25 protein-coding genes are annotated in these 24087 nt (G+C 46.7%); 5 read left to right on the top strand and 20 right to left on the bottom strand.

Features of this window, described 5'->3' with window-relative positions:
* Positions 1-149 precede the first annotated feature (149 nt).
* Both D0S45_00560 and uvrB read right to left on the bottom strand, forming a co-directional pair.
* On the bottom strand, positions 150-1187 hold the full coding sequence (locus tag D0S45_00560) for a potassium channel protein (protein ID TIH19863.1): 1038 nt from the start codon (positions 1185-1187) through the stop codon (positions 150-152).
* A gap of 37 nt (positions 1188-1224) precedes the next feature.
* Positions 1225-3231: an excinuclease ABC subunit UvrB gene (gene uvrB / locus D0S45_00565; GenBank protein ID TIH19864.1), complete on the bottom strand. Its 2007-nt coding sequence runs from the start codon at positions 3229-3231 to the stop codon at positions 1225-1227.
* A gap of 100 nt (positions 3232-3331) precedes the next feature.
* Between uvrB and D0S45_00570 the strand changes: the two genes are divergently transcribed.
* From D0S45_00570 to D0S45_00580, 3 genes are all read left to right on the top strand, one after another.
* A complete protein-coding gene (locus tag D0S45_00570; GenBank protein TIH19865.1) occupies positions 3332-3829 on the top strand; it encodes a hypothetical protein in 498 nt (165 codons plus the stop codon).
* A 116-nt stretch (positions 3830-3945) separates the two neighbouring features.
* Positions 3946-4206 carry a type II toxin-antitoxin system HicA family toxin gene (locus tag D0S45_00575; protein ID TIH19866.1) on the top strand — a complete coding sequence of 87 codons (261 nt, stop codon included), beginning with the start codon at positions 3946-3948 and terminating at the stop codon, positions 4204-4206.
* Entirely contained in the window at positions 4203-4541 is a 339-nt protein-coding gene (locus D0S45_00580) for a type II toxin-antitoxin system HicB family antitoxin (protein ID TIH19867.1), read from the top strand. Before D0S45_00575 ends, D0S45_00580 begins: the two co-directional genes overlap by 4 nt.
* A gap of 71 nt (positions 4542-4612) precedes the next feature.
* Here the strand turns inward: D0S45_00580 and D0S45_00585 are convergent, their stop codons facing one another.
* The 4 genes from D0S45_00585 to D0S45_00600 all read right to left on the bottom strand — a co-directional run bounded on the left by D0S45_00585 (position 4613) and on the right by D0S45_00600 (position 8832).
* Entirely contained in the window at positions 4613-5335 is a 723-nt protein-coding gene (locus D0S45_00585) for a leucyl/phenylalanyl-tRNA--protein transferase (GenBank protein TIH19868.1), read from the bottom strand.
* A gap of 175 nt (positions 5336-5510) precedes the next feature.
* Positions 5511-7820, bottom strand: coding sequence for an ATP-dependent Clp protease ATP-binding subunit ClpA (gene clpA / locus D0S45_00590; protein TIH19869.1), 2310 nt, complete (start codon positions 7818-7820; stop codon positions 5511-5513).
* Position 7821: 1 nt separating this feature from the next.
* A complete protein-coding gene (gene clpS, locus D0S45_00595; protein ID TIH19870.1) occupies positions 7822-8130 on the bottom strand; it encodes an ATP-dependent Clp protease adapter ClpS in 309 nt (102 codons plus the stop codon).
* 126 nt (positions 8131-8256) lie between these two features.
* Positions 8257-8832, bottom strand: coding sequence for a CYTH domain-containing protein (locus D0S45_00600; GenBank protein ID TIH19871.1), 576 nt, complete (start codon positions 8830-8832; stop codon positions 8257-8259).
* Positions 8833-8901: 69 nt separating this feature from the next.
* Here D0S45_00600 and crcB point away from each other — a divergent pair, with 69 nt between their 5' ends.
* Positions 8902-9282 (top strand): fluoride efflux transporter CrcB, encoded by a 381-nt coding sequence (crcB, locus tag D0S45_00605; protein ID TIH19872.1) that lies wholly within the window; start codon positions 8902-8904, stop codon positions 9280-9282.
* 33 nt (positions 9283-9315) lie between these two features.
* The gene (locus D0S45_00610) at positions 9316-9660 is read left to right on the top strand and encodes a DUF190 domain-containing protein (GenBank protein ID TIH19873.1); all 345 of its coding nucleotides are present in this window, start codon (positions 9316-9318) and stop codon (positions 9658-9660) included.
* Here the strand turns inward: D0S45_00610 and D0S45_00615 are convergent, their stop codons facing one another.
* The 14 genes from D0S45_00615 to D0S45_00680 form a co-directional block, all read right to left on the bottom strand.
* A complete protein-coding gene (locus tag D0S45_00615) occupies positions 9661-10734 on the bottom strand; it encodes a chemotaxis response regulator protein-glutamate methylesterase (GenBank protein ID TIH19874.1) in 1074 nt (357 codons plus the stop codon).
* Between the two features lie 2 nt (positions 10735-10736).
* Positions 10737-11624 carry a chemotaxis protein CheR gene (locus D0S45_00620; protein ID TIH19875.1) on the bottom strand — a complete coding sequence of 296 codons (888 nt, stop codon included), beginning with the start codon at positions 11622-11624 and terminating at the stop codon, positions 10737-10739.
* Entirely contained in the window at positions 11624-13801 is a 2178-nt protein-coding gene (locus D0S45_00625) for a chemotaxis protein CheA (protein TIH19876.1), read from the bottom strand. Before D0S45_00625 ends, D0S45_00620 begins: the two co-directional genes overlap by 1 nt.
* Before the next feature lie 193 nt (positions 13802-13994).
* The gene (locus D0S45_00630; protein ID TIH19877.1) at positions 13995-14498 is read right to left on the bottom strand and encodes a DUF2062 domain-containing protein; all 504 of its coding nucleotides are present in this window, start codon (positions 14496-14498) and stop codon (positions 13995-13997) included.
* Between the two features lie 49 nt (positions 14499-14547).
* A complete protein-coding gene (gene fusA / locus D0S45_00635; GenBank protein ID TIH20266.1) occupies positions 14548-16572 on the bottom strand; it encodes an elongation factor G in 2025 nt (674 codons plus the stop codon).
* A 47-nt stretch (positions 16573-16619) separates the two neighbouring features.
* Positions 16620-17420, bottom strand: coding sequence for a hypothetical protein (locus D0S45_00640; GenBank protein TIH19878.1), 801 nt, complete (start codon positions 17418-17420; stop codon positions 16620-16622).
* A gap of 216 nt (positions 17421-17636) precedes the next feature.
* Positions 17637-18368, bottom strand: a complete 732-nt coding sequence (locus tag D0S45_00645) for an outer membrane protein assembly factor BamD (protein TIH19879.1) — start codon at positions 18366-18368, stop codon at positions 17637-17639.
* Entirely contained in the window at positions 18368-19288 is a 921-nt protein-coding gene (locus D0S45_00650; protein ID TIH19880.1) for an FAD-binding protein, read from the bottom strand. Before D0S45_00650 ends, D0S45_00645 begins: the two co-directional genes overlap by 1 nt.
* A 3-nt stretch (positions 19289-19291) precedes the next feature.
* A complete protein-coding gene (gene trxA / locus D0S45_00655) occupies positions 19292-19612 on the bottom strand; it encodes a thioredoxin (GenBank protein ID TIH19881.1) in 321 nt (106 codons plus the stop codon).
* Between the two features lie 214 nt (positions 19613-19826).
* A complete protein-coding gene (gene tsaD, locus D0S45_00660; GenBank protein TIH19882.1) occupies positions 19827-20897 on the bottom strand; it encodes a tRNA (adenosine(37)-N6)-threonylcarbamoyltransferase complex transferase subunit TsaD in 1071 nt (356 codons plus the stop codon).
* A complete protein-coding gene (locus D0S45_00665; GenBank protein ID TIH19883.1) occupies positions 20897-21913 on the bottom strand; it encodes a class 1 fructose-bisphosphatase in 1017 nt (338 codons plus the stop codon). Before D0S45_00665 ends, tsaD begins: the two co-directional genes overlap by 1 nt.
* Positions 21914-21999: 86 nt before the next feature.
* Positions 22000-22800 carry a hypothetical protein gene (locus D0S45_00670; protein ID TIH19884.1) on the bottom strand — a complete coding sequence of 267 codons (801 nt, stop codon included), beginning with the start codon at positions 22798-22800 and terminating at the stop codon, positions 22000-22002.
* A 93-nt stretch (positions 22801-22893) separates the two neighbouring features.
* Positions 22894-23769: a hypothetical protein gene (locus tag D0S45_00675; GenBank protein TIH19885.1), complete on the bottom strand. Its 876-nt coding sequence runs from the start codon at positions 23767-23769 to the stop codon at positions 22894-22896.
* Positions 23753-24079: a septum formation initiator family protein gene (locus D0S45_00680; GenBank protein TIH19886.1), complete on the bottom strand. Its 327-nt coding sequence runs from the start codon at positions 24077-24079 to the stop codon at positions 23753-23755. Before D0S45_00680 ends, D0S45_00675 begins: the two co-directional genes overlap by 17 nt.
* Positions 24080-24087: the final 8 nt, after the last annotated feature.

Below are 24087 nucleotides of genomic sequence, written 5' to 3' on the forward strand. Positions count from 1 at the left end.
ACCTTTTAATAAGCTTCGCATATAGCGCACTAAAACGCCCTTCGAATAAAACAAAAGGCGAAGCCCCAATAAAAGTTTTGGAAGAGTCCAGAGAAACTTTTTCCAAAAAGTTTCTTTGGTCCCCGAAGGGCCGCCGGAGGCAAAAATTCTTACAAAATTTTACTAATAGCAGAAAGATCGGTTAACTTGCCGACTGTGAGCAGGGTATCACCTGCTTCGATGACTTCTTTGGGACCGGGATTAAAAACCATTTCACCGTTACTTTTGCGGATGGCAATAATGATCAAATTGAAGCGCGGACGAATCTTGGATTCAATCAGATCCAACCCGACAAGTTCGGAAGTATCGCTAACGAAAAGCTCTTCCATCTGCAAGTCAATTTTACCGCGCATGGCAATATCGAGAAAGTTTGTCACTGTGGGCCGCAATACGGACTGGGCCATGCGAATTCCGCCAATTGTGTGCGGCAAGACAACACGGTCGGCCCCGGCAAATTCGAGTCTGGAAATACTTGTAGTATCGTTACCACGGGCAATGATGTTCACATTGATGTTTGACTGCCGGGCAATCAGGGTAACGTAAACGTTAGCGGCTTCATCAGAAAGAGCGGCGATCAAAGTTTTGGCATTGTGTAACCCGGCCAGCTTGAGTATCTCATCATTTGTGGCATCACCTTCAACACAGGCTATTCCGGCAGCTTCCATCTGGGCAATCAGATCAGGGTTATTTTCGATTACAACGATTTCCAACCCTTCATCCATGACCTCTTTGGTCACAATGGCACCGATCCTGCCGTATCCGCAGACAATAATATGATCCCTGAGTTTTCCGATTGTATTCTGCATCCTGCGTCTCCCTAGAATTGCCTGCAAACGCCCTTCCACCAACAGCTGGGAAAAGGCACCGATCAAATATGCAAAACCACCCACACCGCCAAGAATAAGAATGGAAGTAAAGACCCTGCCTTGATCGGACAGGGGTAAAACTTCCATGAACCCTACAGTGGAAAGGGTGATAACAACCATGTAGAAGCTGTTCAGGAAATTCCAACCCTCCAACCACATGTAGCCGATAATTCCGCTGATAAATACAAGCGTCATGTAAATGAAACCGGAGATAAGTCCCCAGAACATCCCAAAATCACGCCTTAAGCGGAGCAGCTTCACGAATATGGATTTGGATTTCATTCCCGACAGTCCAGGTTGATTGTTAACCGACAGATTATTATCCGAGACTTAGAATCTTCTCCCGCAAGACCTGAATACGGTCACGTAGCTCGGCAGCCTTCTCAAATTCAAGCTCTGCCGCATATTTGCGCATATCCCTTTCAAGCTTACGAACTTCTTTTTCCATTTTTGCGGGATCAAGTCCATACTCGGCAGCTTCCTCAGCAGCGATCTTGACCTCACCGCCTGACCAGTTGTCAGAGTACAATGTTCCCAGCATATTATCCAGTGATTTAGCGATGGTCTGGGGCACGATGCCGTGAGCCTCGTTGTACTCGACCTGTTTGGCACGGCGGCGGTAAGTTTCATCCATAGCCGTACGCATGGATTTGGTAACATTATCCGCATAAAGAATAACCCGCCCTTCGGAGTTACGGGCCGCGCGACCAAAAGTCTGAATCAAAGACCGTGTAGAACGCAGAAAACCTTCCTTGTCCGCATCTAAAATGGCAACAAGAGAAACTTCCGGGATATCAAGACCTTCACGCAGCAGGTTAATCCCCACAAGGGCCACAAACTCCCCGGCCCGCAGGGACTGGATAATCGCCATGCGCTCCATGGTGTCGATATCCGAATGCAGGTACTTGGCTTCTACACCCATCTGATTGAAATAATCGGTCAGATCTTCGGACATACGCTTGGTCAGGGTAGTGATCAAAACCCGCTCACCGCGCTTCTCACGTTCCTTGCATTCAGCCAGTAGGTCGTCCATCTGTCCCTTGACCTGACGGACCTCGATCTCAGGATCAAGCAGCCCGGTGGGACGAATGATCTGTTCCACCACCAACCCTTGTGACCGTTCCATTTCCCAAGGTCCGGGAGTTGCGGAAACATAAACGGTTTGCCCTATTTTGTCGAGAAATTCATCAAAGCATAACGGACGGTTATCAAGAGCAGAAGGCAGCCTGAAACCGAAATTGACCAACGTGGTTTTACGCGAACGGTCACCGTTGTACATAGCTCCGACCTGCGGCACGGCGATATGAGATTCATCCATAAATAACAGGAAATCGTCCGGGAAATAGTGAATCAGAGTTGCCGGAGGATCACCCTCCTTACGCCCGTCCAAGTGTCGGGAATAGTTTTCAATTCCATTACAGTAGCCGATCTCCTCGATCATCTCCAGATCATACATGGTACGCTGTTCAATGCGCTGCGCTTCCACCAGTTTGTTGTCATTTTTATAAGTAACCAGAGTTTCGGTGAGTTCGTTACGAATCTCTTCACGCGCCCTTTCAAGGTTGTCTTGATCCGAAACAAAGTGACTGGCCGGGTAGATAACGGTCTTGCGCCTGCGTCCGGTAACCTCCCCGGTCAAGGGGTCGGTTTCAAGGATAGAATCAATCTCATCGCCAAAAAATTCAATACGCAAAGCCTGCTCGCGGCTGTAAGCAGGAATGATCTCAATGACATCACCACGCACCCTAAATGTACCGCGATGGAAATCATAATCATTGCGCTCGTACTGCACTTCCACCAACCGATCCATGAGTTTTTCCATGGATAGCTCCTGCCCTTCTTCTACTGGAATAATCATCTTGGAGTAGAATTCCGGCGAACCGAGCCCGTAAATGCAGGAAACAGAAGCCACAATCAACACGTCACGGCGAGTCAGCAGAGCATGGGTTGCGGAATGGCGGAGTTTATCAATATCGTCATTGATGGACGAATCTTTCTCAATGAATGTATCGGAATGCGGCAGATAAGCTTCCGGCTGGTAATAGTCGTAATAACTGACAAAATATTCAACAGCATTATTCGGGAACAAGGCTTTGAATTCATTGAAGAGCTGGGCGGCGAGAGTCTTGTTGGGAGCCATGACCAAAGTAGGACGATTAAGTTCTTTGATCACATTGGCCATGGCAAAAGTCTTACCAGTACCGGTAGCACCGAGCAGGACCTGATCCTGCACGCCATGCTTAATATTTTCGACCATCTGCTTTACCGCTTCGGGCTGATCGCCCTTAAGGGTATAGTCGCTGACAAGCTCAAAATTGTTCGCCATTATACTGGTTTCCCGACTTGTGCTGTTAAATTAAAATAGTTATGTTAATCTGATAAACAAGCTGACAAGCTCATTAAAACATTCATTTTGCGAGGTAGCAATGATTCCTATAATTCAAATTGAAAACGGGGATATCCCCATCCAGCGCGGTTACGCTGTATCCATGGTTATCAAGAGCTTCAAAGGTCGCCGCGATGTTGAAGTGCATCTTTTCCGTCCCGAATGGAATGAAGCGGACGAAGGTGAAATCAAGTGGGATAATATTTTCGGTGCACCCGCCACTCTTGATGCTATTCCCGACCCTAAAAAAGACCGCAAAATCGTCCTTGAAGCTTTCACTAAAGACGAACGCGATCAGGTCGTTGATTATCTCAAAGACCATTATTCCTCAAGACTGGAATCCATCTTCTCCACACCCATGGGATTTCCCGTGCCCGCAGGATTGCCACCGCTTTCTTCCATCACCGAAGGAAAAGATATCGGGCTGATCAAGTTTGAAAAGGTCCCCCATTTCGACCTGCCCTTCGCCCTGCGCGGACTCTACAATCTCGGCGCACACCGCCCGCTGGTTGAGACACGTGAAGGTGATGATAATTAAGGCTCGCTGATAGCATTTAATTTTATCAGTAATCTAAAGCCTCTGCTTTTGCGGAGGCTTTTTTAATGACCAAAATATGCCCTCCCTCTTGACATAATACCACAAAGCGATATCATATCCCTATGAACAAAAAGCAACGCAAGATACTGGAAGTTATCTTTCGAAATCCGGTTAGCCCATCCATTGCATGGACAGACATTGAGGCGTTGCTCGCGGCAGTCGGTGCAGTAAAATCTGAGGGTAATGGCTCGCGCGTTCGTTTTAAACTTAATGGCGTGAGAGCTATCTTTCATAGGCCGCACCCGGCACCGAATACGGATAAAGGTGCAGTAAAATCTGTTCGACGTTTTCTTGAAGCGGCAGGAGTAAAGCCATGAACACCATTCAATACAAAGGCTATCTAGGGAAATTTGAATACGACCCAGACGCAGATATTTTTCACGGCGAGGTTATCAATCTCAAAGATGTGATTACTTTCCAAGGCCGATCCATTGACGAGCTAAAAACAGCTCTAGCTGACTCTGTGGAGGACTATCTTGATTTCTGTCGCGAGGAAGGCGATAAACCGGAAAAGCCTTATTCCGGCAAAGTTCACCTACGCATAAAACCGGAACTTCACAGAGAAGCAGCGGCAGCCGCAGCTATATCGGGTAAAAGCCTGAATGCTTGGATATCCGATACCTTAAACGAGAGAGTGAAAGAGGCTCATTAGCCGACACAAACGATCTCCAGTTTAAAATTAAAAAGCGGAGGATTCACCCTGAATCTTCCGCTTTGATATTTCTAGCTTAAAGCTTCCGTTATCATCTCATACTCCCCTTCCATAAACTCCCACTGCCCCCGCAGGGCCGGATGCTCAAGGGCTTCATCAAGCTTTTCCAAAAAATGCTCGCGACTGACTTCTTCGGCGCCAAGTGATTTAAGATGGTCCGTCGGTTGCTGGCAATCCACAAAATGAAATTCGCGGTTCTTAAGCCATTGAACAAGGTAGGAGAACCCCACTTTTGAAGCATCAGGTTCAAGGAAAAACATGGATTCCCCGGAAAAGACTTTGCCAAGTGAGACCCCGTAAAGCCCCCCGGCAAGATTTCCCTTGCTATTCCAGACCTCTACACTGTGCACAAAGCCCAGCTTATGCAGCTTCACATAAGCCTCAACCATTTCAGGAAGAATCCACGTTCCAGCCTGTCCAGGACGAAATTTACGAGCGCAATTAGCGATCACACTTTCAAAAGCGCGATCCAGAGTTACCGTATATTCTTTTTTTCTAATCTTGCGCCTGACTCGGCGAGAAAGATGCAACTTATCAAAATTAAGTATCAAACGGGGATCAAGCGACCACCACAAAATAGGAGACCGCTCATCATACCACGGGAAAATCCCCGAAGCATAAGCGGAGATCAACCGCTCCGGACTTAAGTCCCCACCAACAGCCAGCAAACCGTCCGGTTCTGCTTCATCAGGATGAGGGAAAATGGGATCTTCTATTAATCTGTAAACAACCATAATAATCCTTTGGTTTTCCAACTACACTTAATAATAAACGATTATTATGATTTGGCAATAGAGTTTGATTCATTATATTGATTGAAAATTTTATAACCCTCCATAAACAAAAAAGAGGAAGCCCCGCACGGAAGCTTCCTCTTCGAATTCTATTTATGAGTTCAGCCTAACAACCTTACTTCTTACCCACAGGCTTAAACTTAAAGCTGAGCTTCTCATCTTCGCCCTTACCCTTGGTGGAGACCCGAACGGTTCCGCCCTTGACCAGCTTGCCGAAGAGGATTTCATCAGCAATTTCATCCTTGATGGAAGTCTGGATCAAACGGGCCATGGGCCTTGCGCCGTAAGCCGGATCGTGACCCTTTTCAGCCAACCAGCGGCGGGACTTCTTGTCCACTTCAATGGTTACCTTGTTATCGAGCAACTGCCCGTTGAGTTCCTTGACGAACTTCTCAACAATGAGTTCCATCACATCAATCTGCAAAGCATTAAACGACACGATGGAGTCAAGCCTGTTGCGGAATTCAGGGCTGAAGATCTTTTCAACCGCCTTGAGTCCGCGGCCCTTGTCTTCGCCGCCCTTCACGCTGGCACCGAAACCAATTCCACCCTTGACCATTTCACGCGCTCCGGCATTGGAGGTCATGAGCAGAACAACGTGTCTGAAATCAGCCTTGCGACCATTGTTATCAGTCAGGGTTGCGTAATCCATCACCTGCAAGAGGATGTTGAATACATCCGGGTGGGCCTTCTCGATTTCATCAAAAAGGATCACGCAATGAGGATTCTTGCGCACGCCTTCGGTGAGCAGTCCGCCCTGATCAAATCCCACATAGCCCGGAGGCGCACCGATAAGGCGGGCCACCGCATGCTTCTCCATGTACTCACTCATGTCAAAACGCATGAAATGAACGCCCATGGTGGATGCCAATTGACGGGCCAGCTCGGTCTTACCAACCCCGGTAGGTCCGGTGAGCAAGAAAGAACCAGTCGGTCTACCGATCTGCTTCATGCCTGCGCGTGACCGCAGGATAGCCTTGGTGATCTGGTCCACAGCCTCGTCCTGTCCAAAGACAACGGACTTGAGATTAAGGTCCAGTTCCTGCAAACGGGAACGGTCGGACATGGTGATACGCCGTGTGGGGATGCGGGCCATCTTAGAGATAACCTTCTCCACATCAGCAACCACGATGCGGTTATCCTTGCGCTTACGCTGACTGAGGTTATAAAACGCCCCAGCCTCATCAATTACGTCAATGGCCTTATCCGGCAGGAAACGTTCATTGATATGTCTTGCGGAAAGCTCCGAAGCGGCCTTGATTGCCGAAGGAGCGTAAATCACATTATGGTGTTCCTCATAGTAAGGCTTTAAACCCTTGAGGATTTCTATGGTTTCTTCAACACTGGGTTCAGTGATGTCGATCTTCTGGAACCTGCGGGAAAGGGCGCGGTCCTTTTCAAAATGATTCTTGTATTCCTCGTAGGTGGTAGCCCCGATACAACGAATTTCACCGGATGCGAGAAACGGCTTAAGGATGTTGGAAGCATCCATAGAACCGCCGCTGACCGCTCCAGCTCCTACGATGGTGTGAATCTCATCCACGAAGAGAATAGCCCCTTCCTTATGCTTAAGCTGGGCCAACACTCCCTTGAGACGGGATTCAAAATCACCACGATACTTGGTTCCGGCCAGAAGCGCGCCCATATCAAGGGCAAACACATCAGTATCCTCAAAGGAAGCCGGAATGTTACCCTTTGCGATAGCAAGCGCCAGCCCTTCAGCCATGGCAGTCTTACCAACGCCGGGATCACCCACGAAAATGGGGTTATTCTTGCGCCTGCGGGAAAGGACCTGCAAAGTACGCTCAACCTCGTTGTCGCGCCCGATAAGCGGATCAATCTTGCCGTCCCGAGCCCGTTGAGTGAGGTTGGTTGTGAATTCTTCCAGCGGGGACTTTTTATCATCCTTGCCGGCAGATGGCTTACCTTCCGGAGAAGGTCCGCTTCCGCCATGCTGTGGATTCGGGCTGATATCCAGTCCTTCAGCCCAATCTCCTTCACTCATGGAATGTGAAATATATTCAAGAATATCAAGGCGTGAAACATCATGGGTCTTGAGGAAATAGACTGCGTATGAGTCCTCTTCCTCAAACATGGCAGCGACAACATCGCCCACTTCCACAGAATCCTTGCCTGCGGCCTTCTTCTGCCAGATGGCCCGTTGCAGGACACGCCTTACTCCCAATGTCTGGATAACTTCAGTATCCACACCGGTAGGGAGCGGCTCAAGGTTTTCGTCAAAAAAACGTTCCAGCTGACTGCGAAGCTTCGGAAGCTCTGCCCCGCACCCGGCAATAACGTCAGCACCAACCTCCTCCTGAATTATCGCGTACAACAGATGTTCAAGAGTGAGGAATTCGTGATTTCTTAGCCTGACTTCGTTAACCGCAGAAGTCAGCGCCTGTTCTAATGCCTTGCTGAGCATACTAGACCTCTTCGATTGTGCATTTCAGTGGATAACCAGCCTGCTGTGCAAGCTGCTTGACCATTTCAACGCGAGTTTCAGCAACTTCGGCCGTATAAACTCCACACACTCCGACCCCATCATTGTGGACCTTGAGCATTATTTTCGTGGATTCCTCTTCTGTTTTCCTGAAAATCTGCATGAGCACGGCTACAACGAATTCCATGGAAGTATAATCGTCATTATGCAAAAGCACCCTGAACTTCCGAGGTTCCTTGAGTTCATCCTCAAGCAGTACATCTGACTCAAAATTTTCTTTATATTCAGCCATTTTTTTTAAACTTCAAATGTTTTTTTGTTAGACTATAGTTAACAATAAGAACAATTTCCCGACCTGTCGAGAAAGATTTATGAATTTTTGTGCTATAAAAAACCTAAATCGCTATAAAACAAAGTCTTAAAGTAGTTCTTTAACTTCTTCAGGGGTAAAAACAAAATTTTCATCAATATCAAACCCGGATTGCTTTCTATAATCCCGGTTCAGCTCATGATAAGTCTTTTTGCAAGTATCAGAAGTGCTGAGTTTAAGCTTCTCAGCACAGGCCAATATTTCGTCTTCTGTTCCCTCAATTTCAATAAATGGGCCAAAAGGAAGCAGATCCAAACAAATATGACAATCAGCAAACTCCCATTCTTCCCGAATTTTCTCGTAGCGAAACACAGGCGAATATCCCAGAACCTGCAAGGCCGCGACGGTTTCGTCAAAATCTGAAACTTCTGTTTCATGCTCGATATACACTTTGGCCTTACCGGAAACCGGACCGGCTGGAATACGCTTTACGGTCATGGTTACCTTTTCCGCCTGCCGCACCCGCAGCAGTGCTGATCTCTTATATAGTGTCCGGCCCGGATCATCGAGGACGATATTGCGTTCATAGTGCCGAGTCAAAAATTTAGCACTTTGCTCTTCCATAATTCTCCGAGCTTTGTCGTGATCGGCATTCAGGTATTTCAATTCGATTTCTAAGGCCATTTTCCTTTTCTCTCTTAACTTGAAATGCTACAAAAAATTAATAAATGAACGTCACTAAAGGACTTTTATATGCATAAGTATTTATACATCGCAGCAGGAGGAGCAGCCGGGAGCCTCTGCCGCTATCTTGCTTCCGGTTTTACCCAGCGAATATTCGACACAGCATTCCCCATAGGGACATTTATGGTGAACATGCTCGGCTGCCTGTTTTTCGGGCTGGTTACCGGAATGTTTGAGGACCGTCTTGGCTTTCCCCCGGAAATGCGACTCCTGATCCTGACCGGATTCATGGGCGCATTCACAACATTCTCCACCTATATGTTCGAATCCACAAACCTTATCAAATCCGGACAATGGGCCATGACCGCCCTTAATATCGGCGGACAAAGCGTGCTGGGATTTGCCTGCATCATCGGCGGGCTGGCACTGGGCAGACTGATTGTTTCCTGATTGCAAACAAACATTTAATACGGAGTACCTGTCATGACTTTAACTGAAAAAGCAGTAAGACTCAAAATCTTCACCGGAGAGGAAAATAGAATCAAGCATCGTCCCCTCTACGAAGTCATTGTTGAAGAAGCCCGAAATCAGGGTCTTGCCGGAGCATCGGTTTACAAAGGCGTGATGGGCTATGGTGCCAACAGCCAAGTCCGCACCACTTCCATCCTCCGACTCTCCGCAGACCTGCCTTTGATCATCGAGATTGTTGATCAACCTGAAAAAATTGAAAAGTTTACAGAATTCCTAAGCGAAAATATAACCGAAGGACTTGTCACCTCCGAAGAGGTGAACATAGTCATTCATAAACACAACAAGGGTTCAAAATAATTATCGGTTACAGAAGTTGACCACTGTTCCGGGAATACTATTGAGAGGTATAATCTTATCCACTCCGCCAAGCTTAATGGCTTCCTGCGGCATGCCGAACACAACGCAGGAAGCCTCATCCTGAGCAATGCAATGGGTTCCCGCATCATGTAATTCTTTCATGCCCTTAGCCCCGTCATCGCCCATTCCAGTCATAATGACTCCTACTGCATTCTTGCCTGCACTTGAAGCACCGGAACGGAAAAGCACATCCACGGAAGGTCTATGGCGACTAACCAGAGGACCGTCTTTTATCTCAACATAATAACGGGCACCGGAACGTTTAAGCAGCATATGCTTATTACCGGGAGCAATCAGGGCCTGCCCTCTTAAAATACTATCGCCATCTCTGGCTTCCTTGACGGTGATACGGCAAATAGTATCCAACCTTGAAGCAAATGCAGCAGTAAACTTCTCCGGCATGTGCTGCACAATAGCGATTCCCGGACAATCAAGAGGCATGTTTTGCAAAAAACTCTGAATTGCCTCGGTCCCCCCGGTGGAAGCCCCCACAAGAACAACCTTTTCAGTAGTCTGTAGAGTTGTGACTCTTGGACGCGACTTGGGCAGAACCGCGTCAGCGGAAAGCTTAGGCTGAACTGACATGGGACGCGCTGAAAGCTTCCGGGGCTTTGTCATAGCCGCAGCCTTGACAACATCGCAGACCCGGATGCTGGATTCTTCAAAAAATTGTTTAGTCCCAACTTTAGGTTTGGTTATTACTTCAACAGCTCCAAACTCCAAAGCTTTCATATACGCATCAGACCCCTGCTCCGTAAGGGTGGAACAGATAACCACCGGAATCGGATGCTGGGTCATCAGTTTACGCAGAAAAGTTAGCCCATCCATTTTGGGCATTTCAATATCAAGGGTAATCACATCGGGAACAACCCGTTTCATTATTTCTGCGGCGGCAAACGGATCACTCGCGCTGCCGACGACCTCTATATTGGAATCAGTAGCAAAAAGCTGCTGTAATGCCTGACGGACCAATGCAGAATCATCAACAATCAAAACCTTAGTCTTATTAATCATACCTAAACCTTTTGATAAACAGTGGGAGCAATCTGCCTGACAGGAAGTTCCATTCCCGAAATACTTTCAGAATGACCGATAAACAAATAACCGCCTCTGGGCAAAGTGGAGCAAAACTTCTGAAACAATGAGTATTGTGTAGCTCTGTCAAAATATATTACAACGTTACGGCAAAAAATTATATCTTTCTGATCCTTAAAAGGAAAAGGTTCCATAAAATTAAGTCGTCGAAAATCAACTTTATTACGCAATTCCGGAGCCATACGGACCAAGGGTTTAGCTATATCTTTACTTTTAAGCAGATATTTTTTCTTCATGACCATGGGCACCACATCCACCTTGCTCATAGGATATACCGCATTTATAGCCTTGCGCAAAATATCATTAGAAATATCAGTAGCAAGTAGAGAATATTTAAAATTAGGGTTCTTTTCAGCAAATTCATTAAGAACCATGCACAAAGTATAAGGCTCCTCACCACTGGAACATCCCGCAGACCATAGCTTAATAGGCCTGCTATTACGCTGGGTTAGATCCGGCAATACCGTACTGAGCAACAATTCAAAATGCTTGGGTTCCCGGAAGAAATCAGTAGTGTTCGTAGTCACCACATCAATAAGCTGGGTCAACTCCTTTTCAAAACCGCCGGGACTGAACAGAAAATCGCAATACTGGGAATGACTGGCAAAACCAAGAGCACGCAACCTTTTCTGAAGACGGGCTTCGAGCATGGTTTTCTTGGAAGGCGGCATCTTGATCCCAAACTCTTCTTTGATCAGCGTGCTGAATTTCCTGAAATCAGCTTCAGTCATTTTCGGAGTAAGTGAGGCTGGGCTGCACTCTTCTTTCTTTGACTTATTTTTATCTTTTTTATTTTTTTTAAAAACCATCAACCTGCCGCCTTTACTTCTGCCAGAACTGTCCGGAATAATTTTGGAATATCAAGAATCAAAGCAAGAGTTCCGTCACCCTTGATGGTGGCCCCGGAAATACCTTCCACGTCCCGGTACACACGACCAAGGCTCTTGATTACAGTCTGGTGCTCTCCAATGACCGTATCTACAACAACTCCGATCCTGCTGCCATCAAGTCCGGTAATAACAATCTGCTCAATGGGCGGGGATTCCCCCTCAACCTCGAACCATTCGCGAATCCTGATATAGGGGACAATTTCTCCACGAAGATTAACAAATTGCTGACCATTGGATTCTTCCACATCCTTGCGGGTAAGTTCCACGCACTCCTCAACAAGAGAAAGCGGAATAACGAAATAATCATCATTCACCCTGACCTGCAAACCATCGATTATCGCAAGGGTCAGCGGCAGCCTGATGGTGATGATCGTGCCCTTGCCCTCTTGGCTGGTAATATCAATGCTGCCACGCAGGGAATCAATGGCCCGTTTTACAACGTCCATCCCAACCCCGCGCCCGGAAACATTAGTTACACTCTGGGCAGTGGAAAATCCCGGCTCAAAAATAAGATTAAAAATTTCCTTATCACTCAAGTCCTGATCAGCGGTGATAAGTCCCTTTTCAGCGGCCTTGGCTTTGATAGCTTCCTTGGACATGCCCTTACCGTCATCTTCAATAAGAATCATTACATCTCCGCCGGAATGTTCAGCGGAAAGAGTAATAGTTCCTCTACGCGATTTACCTTTTGCGGTACGGGTCTTGGGATCTTCAATGCCGTGATCAATAGAGTTACGCAGTAAATGGACCAGAGGATCACCAAGACGCTCAATAACGGTCTTATCAAGTTCGGTTTCGGCTCCATTGGTGTTAAGGTCGATTTCCTTACCCAAGTCTTCGGAAAGGTCACGAACAAGTCGCCTGAATTTACTGAACGTTGTTCCGATAGGCAGCATCCTGATTCCAAGGGTGCTGTCCCTAAGTTCATCGGAAAGACGCTCAAGCTCCTCAGAAAGAACGGTCAACGAAGGATCACCCTTAGAACTGACCACCTGACTGATCTGAGCCTGAACAATAACCAGCTCACCTACAAGGTCAACCAGATAATCAAGCTTCTCTGCCGAAACCCTGATGGAGGAAGCTGTATCAATCTTTTTGCGGGACTTTTTAGCAGCGGTTTTAAATTCTTTTGCCGCATTCTGTTCGGCAAGAGCACTTTCCACCTTATCCTTACTGACCACACCTTTTTCTGTAAGCAGTTCACCAAGAGGTTTCTGGTCTGCCAATACGGCATCAATTGTTTCAGGAGGAACATCCCCCCTTTCCACAAGAATTTCGCCCAGCTTTTTGGTTGACTTTGCAGATACGGAAACATCATCAATATCTTCGTCAGCGTGCGTGATATTAAGAACATCAGCTATGTCTTCCCGTGCAACTTCACGAACATTCACCGTAACTGGGACATCGGTGAAAAAGAAAATTTCTTCAATGGACATGGAGTCAACATCACTTTCAAAAATGACGTCCCACCAAATTTCGATTTCCTTATATAAAATCTTTGAACGGACCATACCAATTCGGCCCAATTCAGCCATCAGAGGATCAAGACTTTCCTCTTCTACATCATTGCCGGGAGCAACTTTGATTATGATCTGGTAAAGGCTTTTTAATGGTTGATCAGCTGAAGTTTTATTAACAGAATCGACTATAGGATCTTTTGCTTCGTGAACTTCGACAGTTGCTACAACTGGTTCTTCTTCAAAATCATCAACCTCGTCTCCATGTGTAGCAACATCCTTTAATCCTTCAAGAATGCCGTCCCCGAGACTGCTGTCCCCTTCACCGGAGGAAGATTCCAGCATGGAGTAAATATGGTCACGTGCTGAAAGAGAGAGAGTTAGCAAATTTTTGGATATAGCAAGTTCCCCGTTCCTGACCATGTCGAATACGGTCTCAACTTCATGGGTAAACTCGGCAATGGCTTCAAAGCCGAACATGGAACCGGAACCTTTAATCGTATGTAAGGCCCTGAATACACGATTAATTATATCCATATCATCAGGAACATCCTCAAGTTCAAGCAAAGATGTTTCAAGCTCACCAAGCAGTTCGTATGCTTCTTCCTTGAATACTTGAGTTGTCATATCGTCAGACATAAAATTTTCTCCAAGTCATTTGAATAGGCTGATAAACACTACTATTTTTAAACATTTAATCAATTTCAATCAAGCAGTATAATTATCAAACGCGTAAAAAACCGAAAAAAGGCTCTTTGAAACCAAAGAGCCTTGATAAAATACTGGTGAGGATTATTATTCATACTATTCCAATACGCAGAAATAATAACACTTACAGCTTCTTCCTGCGGGCAAGCATCCGCAAAGTCTTACGCCTGCGATACCGACGCACAAAATAAAGAGCTATAAAATATGAAATTATTCCCATTGGAATGGCAAGCACAAAACCACCAAAAATAAGAATAGTAACGCCCTGCCAGCCGATATCCATAAAATCGGAAACCTGCCACTTAGCCGGATCGAATTGAACATCTATGGGCAACAAAAAAGTTCCAATCTTAAACTGAACATAATAAAAAAGTAACCAGTTTAAGGGATTTGAAACCCATGTGGCAACGGCTGCTGCGATCTTACTACTTCGGGTCAAAAAAGCCATTGCCACCGCAATGACTGTCTGCAAAGGCAACCCCGGAATTACAGGAAAACACCCGCCGAAAACACCGCAGGCAACCCCCATGGCAATATTGTGCGGTGATGCGTTGATACGCATCAACTTAAAATACTGTAGCTTGAGAAGTCTTTTTAACTTCTCCCATCTGCTGAAATTCCTCTGCATCAACTTCCCTTTGTTGAATTAATTCCTAAAACGCTGATCTCCGCCCAATTTAATCCAGAACATCAAAACTGTGGAACTTCATGGCAAATCCGGCCCTTCCCTGAGTGGATGACCTGAGATCGGTAGAAAAACCGAACATACTCCGCAACGGAGATAATGCCTGAACGATCTTCTGGTTGTTGCGGTCAAGCATATTTTCTATGCGAGCCCCCTTTGAACCAAGAAGCCCGATAACATCGCCCACAAATTCATCAGGAACCGAAATTTCCACATCCATAATCGGTTCCATCAACTTGGGCGAAGATGCAGCCAGAGCAGCTTTCAGAGCTTTGCCCGCCGCCATATGATATCCGGGAACACTGGATTCCCCGTCCCGTTTACGCAGTTCAAGGATACGAACTTTCACATCCTGAACCGGAAAACCCTTAATAACCCCACTATGCAAGCCGTCATCCACTCCTTCGGCAACGGCATCCATCCACTCGGAAGACCATTCATCAGGATCGATCTCAAAAACGACATTCCGGCCTGTTCCGCGTTCCTGTGGTTCAACAGCCAGACGCACATAGCCATAATGCTTATCATCGCCAAGAAGCTTGTCAAACTCTTCCTCGGCTTCAGCATTGCCGCCGGGAACTTCCTGATAAACAACCTGCGGTTTACCCGACCTCGGTTCGAGTTTGTATTCTCGACGCATGCGATCCAGCACAACCTCAAGATGAAGCTCCCCCATACCGGAAAGAATAATCTGGCCAGTATCCTCATCAGTCTTCAGAGCAAGTGTCGGGTCTTCCTGTAAATATTTATCCAGAACTTCTTCAAGCTTTTCAGACTCATCCACATTGCGCGGTTCAATGGCCATGGAAATAACCGGCTTGTACATTTCGATCTGTTCCAGCACAAGCGGAGTTTCGCCAATTGAAAGTGTGTCCCCGGTACGGGTATCCTTCAATCCGGCAGCACCAACAATGTCACCAACTCCGGCCATATCAAGAGGCTCCTTACGCCCTGCGTGCATCTTGAAAAGCCGGGCAACCCGTTCATCCTTGGACTGCGTGAAATTAGTTACAGTATCCCCGGCTTCTATCTTACCGGAATAAATACGCATGAGCACCATTTTGCGCCCCGAATCCATGACCACCTTAAATGCAAGGGCCCGAAACGGTCCATTAGCAGAAGGCTCCACTTCTATCTCAACCCCGGTACGCGGATTGATCCCGGTGACCTTGGATGCTTCCAACGGGCTTGGCAAAAATTTTCCAACCCCGTCCATCAGCGGCTGAATTCCGACGTTCTTCAATGCCGAGCCGGAAAAGACAGGAACCAATTCCAAGCCGAGAGTCGCTCTGCGAATCACTTCATCAATATATTCTGGATCAATATCATCTTCCAGATACCTCTCCATGAATTCATCATCCACTTCAGAAAGAGTCTCGCACATTCGTTCCCGCCACGGTGCAACAAATTCCTCATCCTGTGCATCCAGATCAAGCACGTCAAATTCTTCGCCATTGCTGTCCTGATCAAAAACCAGCTTCTTCATACGGATAATATCGTATACTGCGGAAAATTCATCCTCGGCTCCATCCGGAACCTGCACCGGAAGACTCTTAATGCCTAGTTTGTCGGCCATGGATTCCAGCACGGCATCAAAATCAGCACCCAGCCGATCCATTTTATTAATGAATACGAGCTTAGGTACCCCATACGCCTCACTCTGACGCCAGACAGTTTCCGATTGCGGTTCTACCCCGCCCACAGCACAGAACACACCAACGGCACCGTCCAGTACCCGCAGGGAACGCTCAACCTCAATGGTGAAATCAACATGGCCGGGAGTGTCGATAATATTGACTGTTTTCTCTCCCCAGTAGCAGGTGGTCACAGCAGAAGTAATTGTAATTCCGCGCTCCTGCTCTTCAGGCATGTAGTCCATGGTGGCGGTTCCTTCGTGAACCTCACCCAGCCTGTGGATACGACCTGAAAAATAAAGCATACGCTCGGTGACCGTAGTCTTACCGGCATCAATATGGGCAATAACGCCAATATTGCGTATCTTTCCAATACCTTTCATAGAGAAATCAGGCTTTGCGTTCACAGGTCACCTTCCGGGTATAATACTTATTCAGCCACAGCTAGAGCTACGGATTCGCGTTTGAAAAAGGAACTGTTAAAGCCGTTCCACAGCCAGCAACCTTCCTGCCCATGGGCCAGCACAATACTGAAATTAAGCAATGCATCGCCGACAATTTCAGCAGGAACAACCGCAGCATCAGTCTCAGCGTCATCAAAGGAATCTTCATCCTCTTCAACTAATTCAACATCAGGATGAACAAAAGCAAGCACATCCATATCAGGAGAGTCATCTTCCTTATAGACGGATATACTGGAAATTTCCGGTGCACGCCAGTAACGCACACATGATCCATGAGGTATAAAGTCGGGGGTGCCGCGCAAATCAAGTACCGCTCCTTCCACACCTCCAGAGAAAAGTGAAGCCAACAATTCCTCAACCTTTTCCTGCGGAAGCCTGACCACATCCTCCTGCCCGGCCAGCTCAAAACCAGCCAGCACTGATCGGGAAATATCACCTTCTCCGCAGGATACAGCTAGTATCTTCTTTACCCCGGCAGCAAGAGCCGGGACCAACGCGGCCAGAATACGTACTGCCGACACAGATTTTTCATCCAGAAGCAATACAGTCCATTCCAACGGTGCAGTGGAAACTTCCGTTTCAAAACCGCCGCGCCATGTATTCACTTTCCATGTTTTACCTGGTGCTTCCGGGGAATTAATTCCGTAAACTTGGGCGATGGTCTTTTTCAGCCATGCGCGCTGTGGCGGCAAGGTGGCTTCGTAAGCTTCACCGAAAATATCGTCAGCTATCTGGTAATCCTGCAACCAAAGTGGAAATTCAAACATATATGTCTCCGGTGGTTTTGGATGGGATGCGCTCCGCTTTTTTAAGAAAAGATTTCGCCTCCGGCGGCTTAAACCCTTTTGCAAAAGGGTTTAAGAATCCCAAAACCTTTTAATATGGCTTAGCCGGGTATTAACAAGAAAAGGATTAAACTTCACTAAATAAAAGCCCGGCAGAAACACATCTGCCGGGCTTATTTTAAACATAGATTGCAGGAACTAGAGCCAATCAACCAGCTCTTTCCAGCTTCCCTGAAGACGCTCGCGCTCTTCCTGAGAGAGGGTCTTCTGATATTCGTAGTAAGACATTTCTGCCTGTTTCATGGCGTACTTACGCACTTCAGGCAGGTCTTTAAAATTCCTGACCACATATGCATAACGCTTCCATGCGGAACCGAACTTTTCAGATCTCCAGAAAAAATCGGCAACGAACAATTCATGATCAGCCAGTGCACGGCGGCATTTTACAATATATTCCTTGGAGGCCTTGGCATACTGACTATCCGGGTATGCTTCTTCAACCCTGTAAAAATATTCAAGGGCTTCGGTAATATTGTTCTGCGGCCTATCAATGGAACTAAAAAGAGAATAGTTACTCAGACCGATCTGATACAGCACATATGGAATCTCATCATTACCGGGATGAAGTGCTGAAAATTCCTTATACGCCTCGGAAGCATCAAAGTATTTCTTATCGAGAAAATATGCATCGCCAAGGCTAATCTCTGCTTTTACGGTATACGGGCTGAACGGATAACGATCTTTCAATTTGGAAAAAAACTCCGCAGCATCGTAATACTCTTTTTCCGACATAGCTTCCACACCGGCTTCATAAAGCTCCTGTGCGGTATCTTCAGGTTTAGGGAGAAAATAATAATCAATAAGTCCACAGCCAGTAAGGCTGATGAGTAAAAAAGAAGCTAAAACAATAGAAAAAAATTTATTTCGCATTATTTATGTTCCAGATACGCATATGCGGCCGTGGCGGCTGTAGCTCCGTCACCCACGGCAGTGACAACCTGCCTGCATTTCTTCGAGCGGATGTCACCTGCTGCGTATATTCCGGGAATACTTGATTCCATTTCGCAGGTTGTCTTTATAAATCCATACTTATCAAGTGCCAGTTCTTTAGGAAAAAAACTGCACACGGCGTCAAAGCCGACAAAAATGAAAACTCCGTCCACATCAAGAACGGAATAATCTCCGGAGTCTACGTCCCTGACCTCAAGACCGGCCACTTCCATATCCCCTACAATCTTTGAAACAACTGAATTAAAAATCGGCTCAATCACCGGGTTAGCCAAACACTTGTCCTGATAAACCCTGTCCGCTCTAAATTCACCCCTGCGATGCACAAGGTAAAGTTTTTTTACCAGTCTGGAAAGATAGATAGACTCCTCAAGCGCAGAATTACCGCCGCCAATCACAGCCACAACCTTATCCCGGTAAAAATGACCGTCACACAGGGCACAGTATGAAACCCCGCGTCCAAGCAGCTTCTCCTCGTTAGGAACCTTTAATTTTCTAAAAGTCACACCAGATGTAATTATAACGACCTGGGTTTTAAGATGATCACCGCTCGCAACCACAACTTCATGAAACTCTTCACCGGGAATAAGCTCCAGCACTTCATCATAAACATGGTCAAACTTATAATGTTTAACGTGCCTGTCCATTCTGTCGGCCAGCTCGTACCCCTTGATTCCATCAGGAAATCCGGGGAAATTCTCCAGCTCATCCGTCAAGAGCATCTGTCCGCCATGGGACATCTTTTCAATGGCAAGAAAATTAACTCCTGCCCTCGCAAGATAAAGGGCGGCCGCCATTCCGGCAGGGCCGCCCCCGATTACAACGGCGTCATAAGACTTCATTATTTACAGAGCCTTGCTGCTGATCATTTCCTTAATGCTACTTTTGGAAACTGCGCCAGTGGTCTGGTCTACAACTTCGCCATCCTTGAAAAGGATGAGGGTCGGGATAGCACGAATGCCATACTTTCCGGGAGATGCAGGGTTATCATCTACATTCATCTTGCAGATTTTCACCTGACCGGAGAATTCTTCAGCAAGCTCGTCAATCACAGGTCCCATTGCACGACAGGGTCCGCACCACGGAGCCCAGAAATCAACCAGAACAGGCTTATCACTATTGAGAACTTCTTCTTGGAAATTGGAATCGGTTACCTGCAAAGCCATGATTTTCTCCTTGTTACAGTATTCAGGTTGGTGCGCCTTTAAAAAGACACATCAATTTTTCTTCTTCCGGATTTCACCCTTGAGGGTGATATTCAATGTATAAATTTAATTCCCGTTGACCCAAGTGTCAAGATGAACAGACACAATAGGTTATCAATGCTCTGAAAAGATACTACCCACCCTTAAAGGCAAAGGCAACACCCGCTTCGCAAATTTAAGCGTCACAAATCCAATCGGAAGGAACCACCCTGCCGCGGGGGATTGCCTCCAGATCAAGATCATGCCGACATCCGGCATTGGCCATAAGATACCCGGCATAAGCAATCATGGCACCGTTGTCGGTGCAGAGATGCATGGAGGGCAAAACCAACGGAATAGAAAATTTTGCAGCCACATCTGCCATAACGGAACGGACAACCGAATTTGCGGCAACACCGCCCGCTACGATCAGAGACTTAACACCCCTGTTCCGCTCAAGAGCCCTCTCAACCTTAACCTCAAGTTTTCGGCCCACTGTGTAGTTAAATGAGGCCAGCATATTTTTACGCTGCTCTGAAATTACGGAGTCCTCGCGGCCCTCATCCGGCACACCCATGGCATCAAGGCGCAATTCAGAATGCTTATTTACGTAATTAGCCACTCTGGTTTTCAAACCGCTGAAACTAAAATCGAGGTTATCGTTATTGATATAAGGTACGGGAAAAAGTTTTTTATCCACAACGCCCTGCTTGCCCAGATCATCAACCAGCTTACCTCCCGGATAGGGAAGATTCAAGGATCTTGCGGTCTTATCAAAAGCTTCCCCGGCAGCATCATCAAGGGTTCTGCCAAGTAAAGTAAATTTCAAAGGACTTTCAATCAGGTAAATGTGGGTGTGTCCGCCGGAAACCAGCAACCCCAGAGAAGGAAATTGCAGCTCCTGCTCCAGTCCTGCCGCAGTTAGATGTGCCCAAAGATGGTTAATCCCGATCAGTTTCGCACGACTGGAAAGCACAAGTCCCTTGGCAAAGCTTAAACCCATAAGCAAACAGCCTTGTAACCCAGGTCCTCTAGCTACGGAAACAACATCGATATCATCAATGGTCAGATCTTGTTCCTTCAGCAATTCGCGCAGCAACACAGGGAGCACGCGCAAATGTTCGCGAGAAGCAATTTCCGGCACAACACCGCCGAATACGGCATGCACGTCAACCTGAGAAGCCAGTTTTTCCGCAATCAGTTTTCCATCACGCACAAGGGCAAGTCCTGTTTCATCACAGGAGCTTTCAATACCGAGACAGAGCATTATCCGTCATACTCCTTATAAAGAGAACTGATGGTCTCTACCTCGTGACGAGAGCCGATAAACAAGGGAACACGCTGATGCAGATCATCAGGGACAATATCAAGAATGCGCTTTGTTCCATCGGTAGCCAAGCCTCCGGCCTGCTCTATCAGCATAGCCATTGGCGAGGCTTCACAGAGAAGCCGCAGCTTACCGCGCGGCTTTGAGGGATCGCGATGGTCTGCCGGATACATGAAGACCCCACCATAAATAAGGTTGCGGTGGAAATCGGCCACAAGGGACCCGATGTAACGCAAGCTGTATGGCTTACCGTGAATGTTATCTTTTGATTTGAAATGACCGACAACCTTCTTGGTCGCCTCGGACCAGAACGGCCAGTAACCTTCGTTAACTGAATAAATTTTTCCGGTATCCGGGACTTTGATGTTCGGATGGGAAAGAAGAAATTCACCGACACCGGGGTCAAGGGTGAAACCGTGAACACCATCCCCGGTAGTAAAAACCAGCATGGTGGATGATCCGTAAAGAATGTAACCCGCTGCCACCTGTTCACAGCCAGCCTGAAGTACATCAGTTGACTGCACTGGGGTGCCCAGCTTGCTTTTCCGGCGAAAAATGGAAAAAATGGTTCCGATATTGACATTTACATCAATATTGGAAGACCCATCCAGAGGATCGAAGATAGTTATGTAGTTCCCTTGAGGCAGGCCGTGAGGAATTTCAATGATATCCGCATTCTCTTCAGAAGCCATAGCGCAAAGTACGCCGGAGCGGGCCATGCGGTGAATCAGAATCCTGTTTGCATATTCGTCAAGCTTCTTTACTTCCTCACCTTGAACATTAACTTCACCTGTAAAACCAAGAACATCAACGAGTCCGGCTTTATTAACTTCTCTTGAAATAATCTTGGCCGAAAGGACAAGTTCATTAAAAAGACGGGTGAACTGCCCGGTAGCTCCGGGGATTTGTTTCTGGTGCAGTAACAGGTGCTCAGTAACAGTGATCTGCTGGGTCATTTATCCTCCTTAGGAATGTCCCTGCTGAGTGATTTTCAGAAAGAATTAAGCTTTAATACCAGATTTTTCTAATAAGACCTATAAAATTAAAAAAAGAGTATGCCGTCGTCCTCTTCTTCCTTTGAAACAATCTTGGTCAAATAAACGATCTGAGTATCACCAACATAACGTGCCAACCAGACATATTCAACATCGGCCACGGAAACCGTGCCCCTGACTTTACTGTCAAGAAGTTCGTCCCAGTCGATTTTTAGAAGTGCTTCTTTGTTAAGATCTTCTGCTCCGGTCCAGACACCGCCTCCGTCAGGCTGCATGATGACCAATTTCTTGGGGTCCGGACAAAAATTCAACAAAATACGGGGATCAAAATGAACAACTACAAGCCCCTTGAAATCGGCATCCTTGAAAAAAGGAGTTGCCAAATACATTTCAGGGCCGAATTCAGAGTAACTGACAAAAGATTTCAGATTGATCTCATTCCAGTCTCCCTCATACTCAATGAGCGGCCCGGGCTTAAACGGCTTGATTTCCGCTTCAGGAAGTTTAACAAGCACGCTCGCTTCGTCATCAACAGTCAATACACCGCTGATCCACGGAAAGCGCATGAAAAGAAGCTTGAACCAATTTTCATCAGGATGGGAATCCACAGTGGAGAGAATCTCACATAAAGAAAGAATCTTCGCATCCACTGGGGTAAAAAGGAGAGCCAGTTTATTATCATTGGGATTTTTAATCCCACCGTGCTTAAGATTAATTTGAGGATTGGGGTCCACAGTCTGCTGCGCATCATGCCAGACCTTACTGCCGTATTCACACCCACTCACACACAGCATAGTCGCCAGAAAAACAAAAAGCGCGACAAGACGCACTGAATTTTTTAATTCCATATCTCATACCCGGACTCCGTGCATAGTAAGCACGAATCCTTATGTATATTATTAAGTTATATCTTTAAATAAGGCCGCAAATAGGAATATTTTTTATCTGGTAGCCCTTGCTTCAAGCCTTTCAGCAAGAAGTTCAAGGGTACTCATCAATTTACTTTTGGCATGTTTGAAATAAGGATCTTTACTTGCATCATCGCCATCCACTTCGTCAATGGGAGTCTGACTTATACGACTTGAGATATCGGCCATAAAGGACATCAGTTCCTCTTTTTCATCATCTGAAGCCTTACAAAGCAAATCGCGGTAGATTTCAAGAGCACCTTCAAGGTCACCCTGTGAGGCTAGAACTTCTGCCATTGTCTTGGTTTTGAGACTATCCATGACCACGGCACTAGTCAGGGCTTCAGGAGATTCACCATCAGAATCAACAAGCGCAGCAGCTTCTGATATCTCATCTACCAGCAGTTCACTCTCTTCGGGATCAGGCCGAACAAAATCACCGGCATTATCAAATTCATCCTTAGTCTCAGCAGATTCGGTTTTTTGTGGACGTTCTGCAACAGAAACCCCGGTCAGCTGCTTAATGCCTTCAGCCATAACATCAGACCACGACATGGGCGAACCATGAAGTGCGGAAAAAAGAAAGGCCATGGCCCCGGCAACGTCATCATTGCCTTCAGAAACAGAAGCACCCCACATTTTCCAGAATGAGGGGTATGAAGAAAAAAGTCTGGTCAAAGGAGCAACGGCTGCTTTTGCTTCAGAATCCCGGCCAAGCTTGGCAAGGGTTTCCACCAGCAACAGACGTGCTTCAAGATAATCAGGATGACGGTCAAGCCCCATCCTGAGAGTGGTTACAGCTTTTTCGTGGCTACCCATCTCTACATAAAGACGGGCCAGAGGAAAAAAAACTTTCGAGCTGGGCTCCAGAGCCAGTACTTCCTGATACCACTCAATCTTGCTTTGCATCTGCACCTGCTCCCTGAGTCTTTACTTTCCCTGATTTGGGGAAAATATATAACACTTCATTTTCCTTAACGTAGTTCATCCTGCTGCGGATGACTTTCTCCTGATACGCCTGATCAGTCTTCAGCCGCCTAATTTCTCTGCTGAGTTCAAGGGTCCGGTTATCTGCGGCGTCAATCTTCCGCTCAAGTTCCTGAACCTTATCATCCAGCTCTACGTAGCCGAAAAAACCTTGTTCACTCAACCCAAGCCGTATAAGCAGCACAAGGTTGATAATAACCAATAAACCCAGCAAAACTCTACGTCGCAGCATTAGCGAAG

The organism is Marinifilum sp. JC120, assembly GCA_004923195.1.
Taxonomy (GTDB): Bacteria; Desulfobacterota; Desulfovibrionia; order Desulfovibrionales; family Desulfovibrionaceae; genus Maridesulfovibrio.

Coding starts and splice junctions, on each gene's coding strand:
- D0S45_00650 (TIH19880.1), bottom strand. CDS start 19,288: ATGAAGTCTTATGACGCCGTTGTAATCGGGGGCGGCCCTGCCGGAATG.
- D0S45_00640 (TIH19878.1), bottom strand. CDS start 17,420: ATGTTTGAATTTCCACTTTGGTTGCAGGATTACCAGATAGCTGACGAT.
- D0S45_00585 (TIH19868.1), bottom strand. CDS start 5,335: ATGGTTGTTTACAGATTAATAGAAGATCCCATTTTCCCTCATCCTGAT.
- clpA (TIH19869.1), bottom strand. CDS start 7,820: ATGCTCAGCAAGGCATTAGAACAGGCGCTGACTTCTGCGGTTAACGAA.
- tsaD (TIH19882.1), bottom strand. CDS start 20,897: ATGCTCTGTCTCGGTATTGAAAGCTCCTGTGATGAAACAGGACTTGCC.
- D0S45_00670 (TIH19884.1), bottom strand. CDS start 22,800: ATGGAATTAAAAAATTCAGTGCGTCTTGTCGCGCTTTTTGTTTTTCTG.
- D0S45_00630 (TIH19877.1), bottom strand. CDS start 14,498: ATGCAGAGGAATTTCAGCAGATGGGAGAAGTTAAAAAGACTTCTCAAG.
- D0S45_00580 (TIH19867.1), top strand. CDS start 4,203: ATGAACACCATTCAATACAAAGGCTATCTAGGGAAATTTGAATACGAC.
- clpS (TIH19870.1), bottom strand. CDS start 8,130: ATGGCTGAATATAAAGAAAATTTTGAGTCAGATGTACTGCTTGAGGAT.
- D0S45_00615 (TIH19874.1), bottom strand. CDS start 10,734: ATGATTAATAAGACTAAGGTTTTGATTGTTGATGATTCTGCATTGGTC.
- D0S45_00675 (TIH19885.1), bottom strand. CDS start 23,769: ATGCAAAGCAAGATTGAGTGGTATCAGGAAGTACTGGCTCTGGAGCCC.
- D0S45_00560 (TIH19863.1), bottom strand. CDS start 1,187: ATGAAATCCAAATCCATATTCGTGAAGCTGCTCCGCTTAAGGCGTGAT.
- uvrB (TIH19864.1), bottom strand. CDS start 3,231: ATGGCGAACAATTTTGAGCTTGTCAGCGACTATACCCTTAAGGGCGAT.
- trxA (TIH19881.1), bottom strand. CDS start 19,612: ATGGCTTTGCAGGTAACCGATTCCAATTTCCAAGAAGAAGTTCTCAAT.
- D0S45_00625 (TIH19876.1), bottom strand. CDS start 13,801: ATGTCTGACGATATGACAACTCAAGTATTCAAGGAAGAAGCATACGAA.
- D0S45_00665 (TIH19883.1), bottom strand. CDS start 21,913: ATGACCCAGCAGATCACTGTTACTGAGCACCTGTTACTGCACCAGAAA.
- D0S45_00600 (TIH19871.1), bottom strand. CDS start 8,832: ATGGCCTTAGAAATCGAATTGAAATACCTGAATGCCGATCACGACAAA.
- crcB (TIH19872.1), top strand. CDS start 8,902: ATGCATAAGTATTTATACATCGCAGCAGGAGGAGCAGCCGGGAGCCTC.
- D0S45_00570 (TIH19865.1), top strand. CDS start 3,332: ATGATTCCTATAATTCAAATTGAAAACGGGGATATCCCCATCCAGCGC.
- D0S45_00620 (TIH19875.1), bottom strand. CDS start 11,624: ATGGTTTTTAAAAAAAATAAAAAAGATAAAAATAAGTCAAAGAAAGAA.
- fusA (TIH20266.1), bottom strand. CDS start 16,572: ATGAAAGGTATTGGAAAGATACGCAATATTGGCGTTATTGCCCATATT.
- D0S45_00680 (TIH19886.1), bottom strand. CDS start 24,079: ATGCTGCGACGTAGAGTTTTGCTGGGTTTATTGGTTATTATCAACCTT.
- D0S45_00645 (TIH19879.1), bottom strand. CDS start 18,368: ATGCGAAATAAATTTTTTTCTATTGTTTTAGCTTCTTTTTTACTCATC.
- D0S45_00610 (TIH19873.1), top strand. CDS start 9,316: ATGACTTTAACTGAAAAAGCAGTAAGACTCAAAATCTTCACCGGAGAG.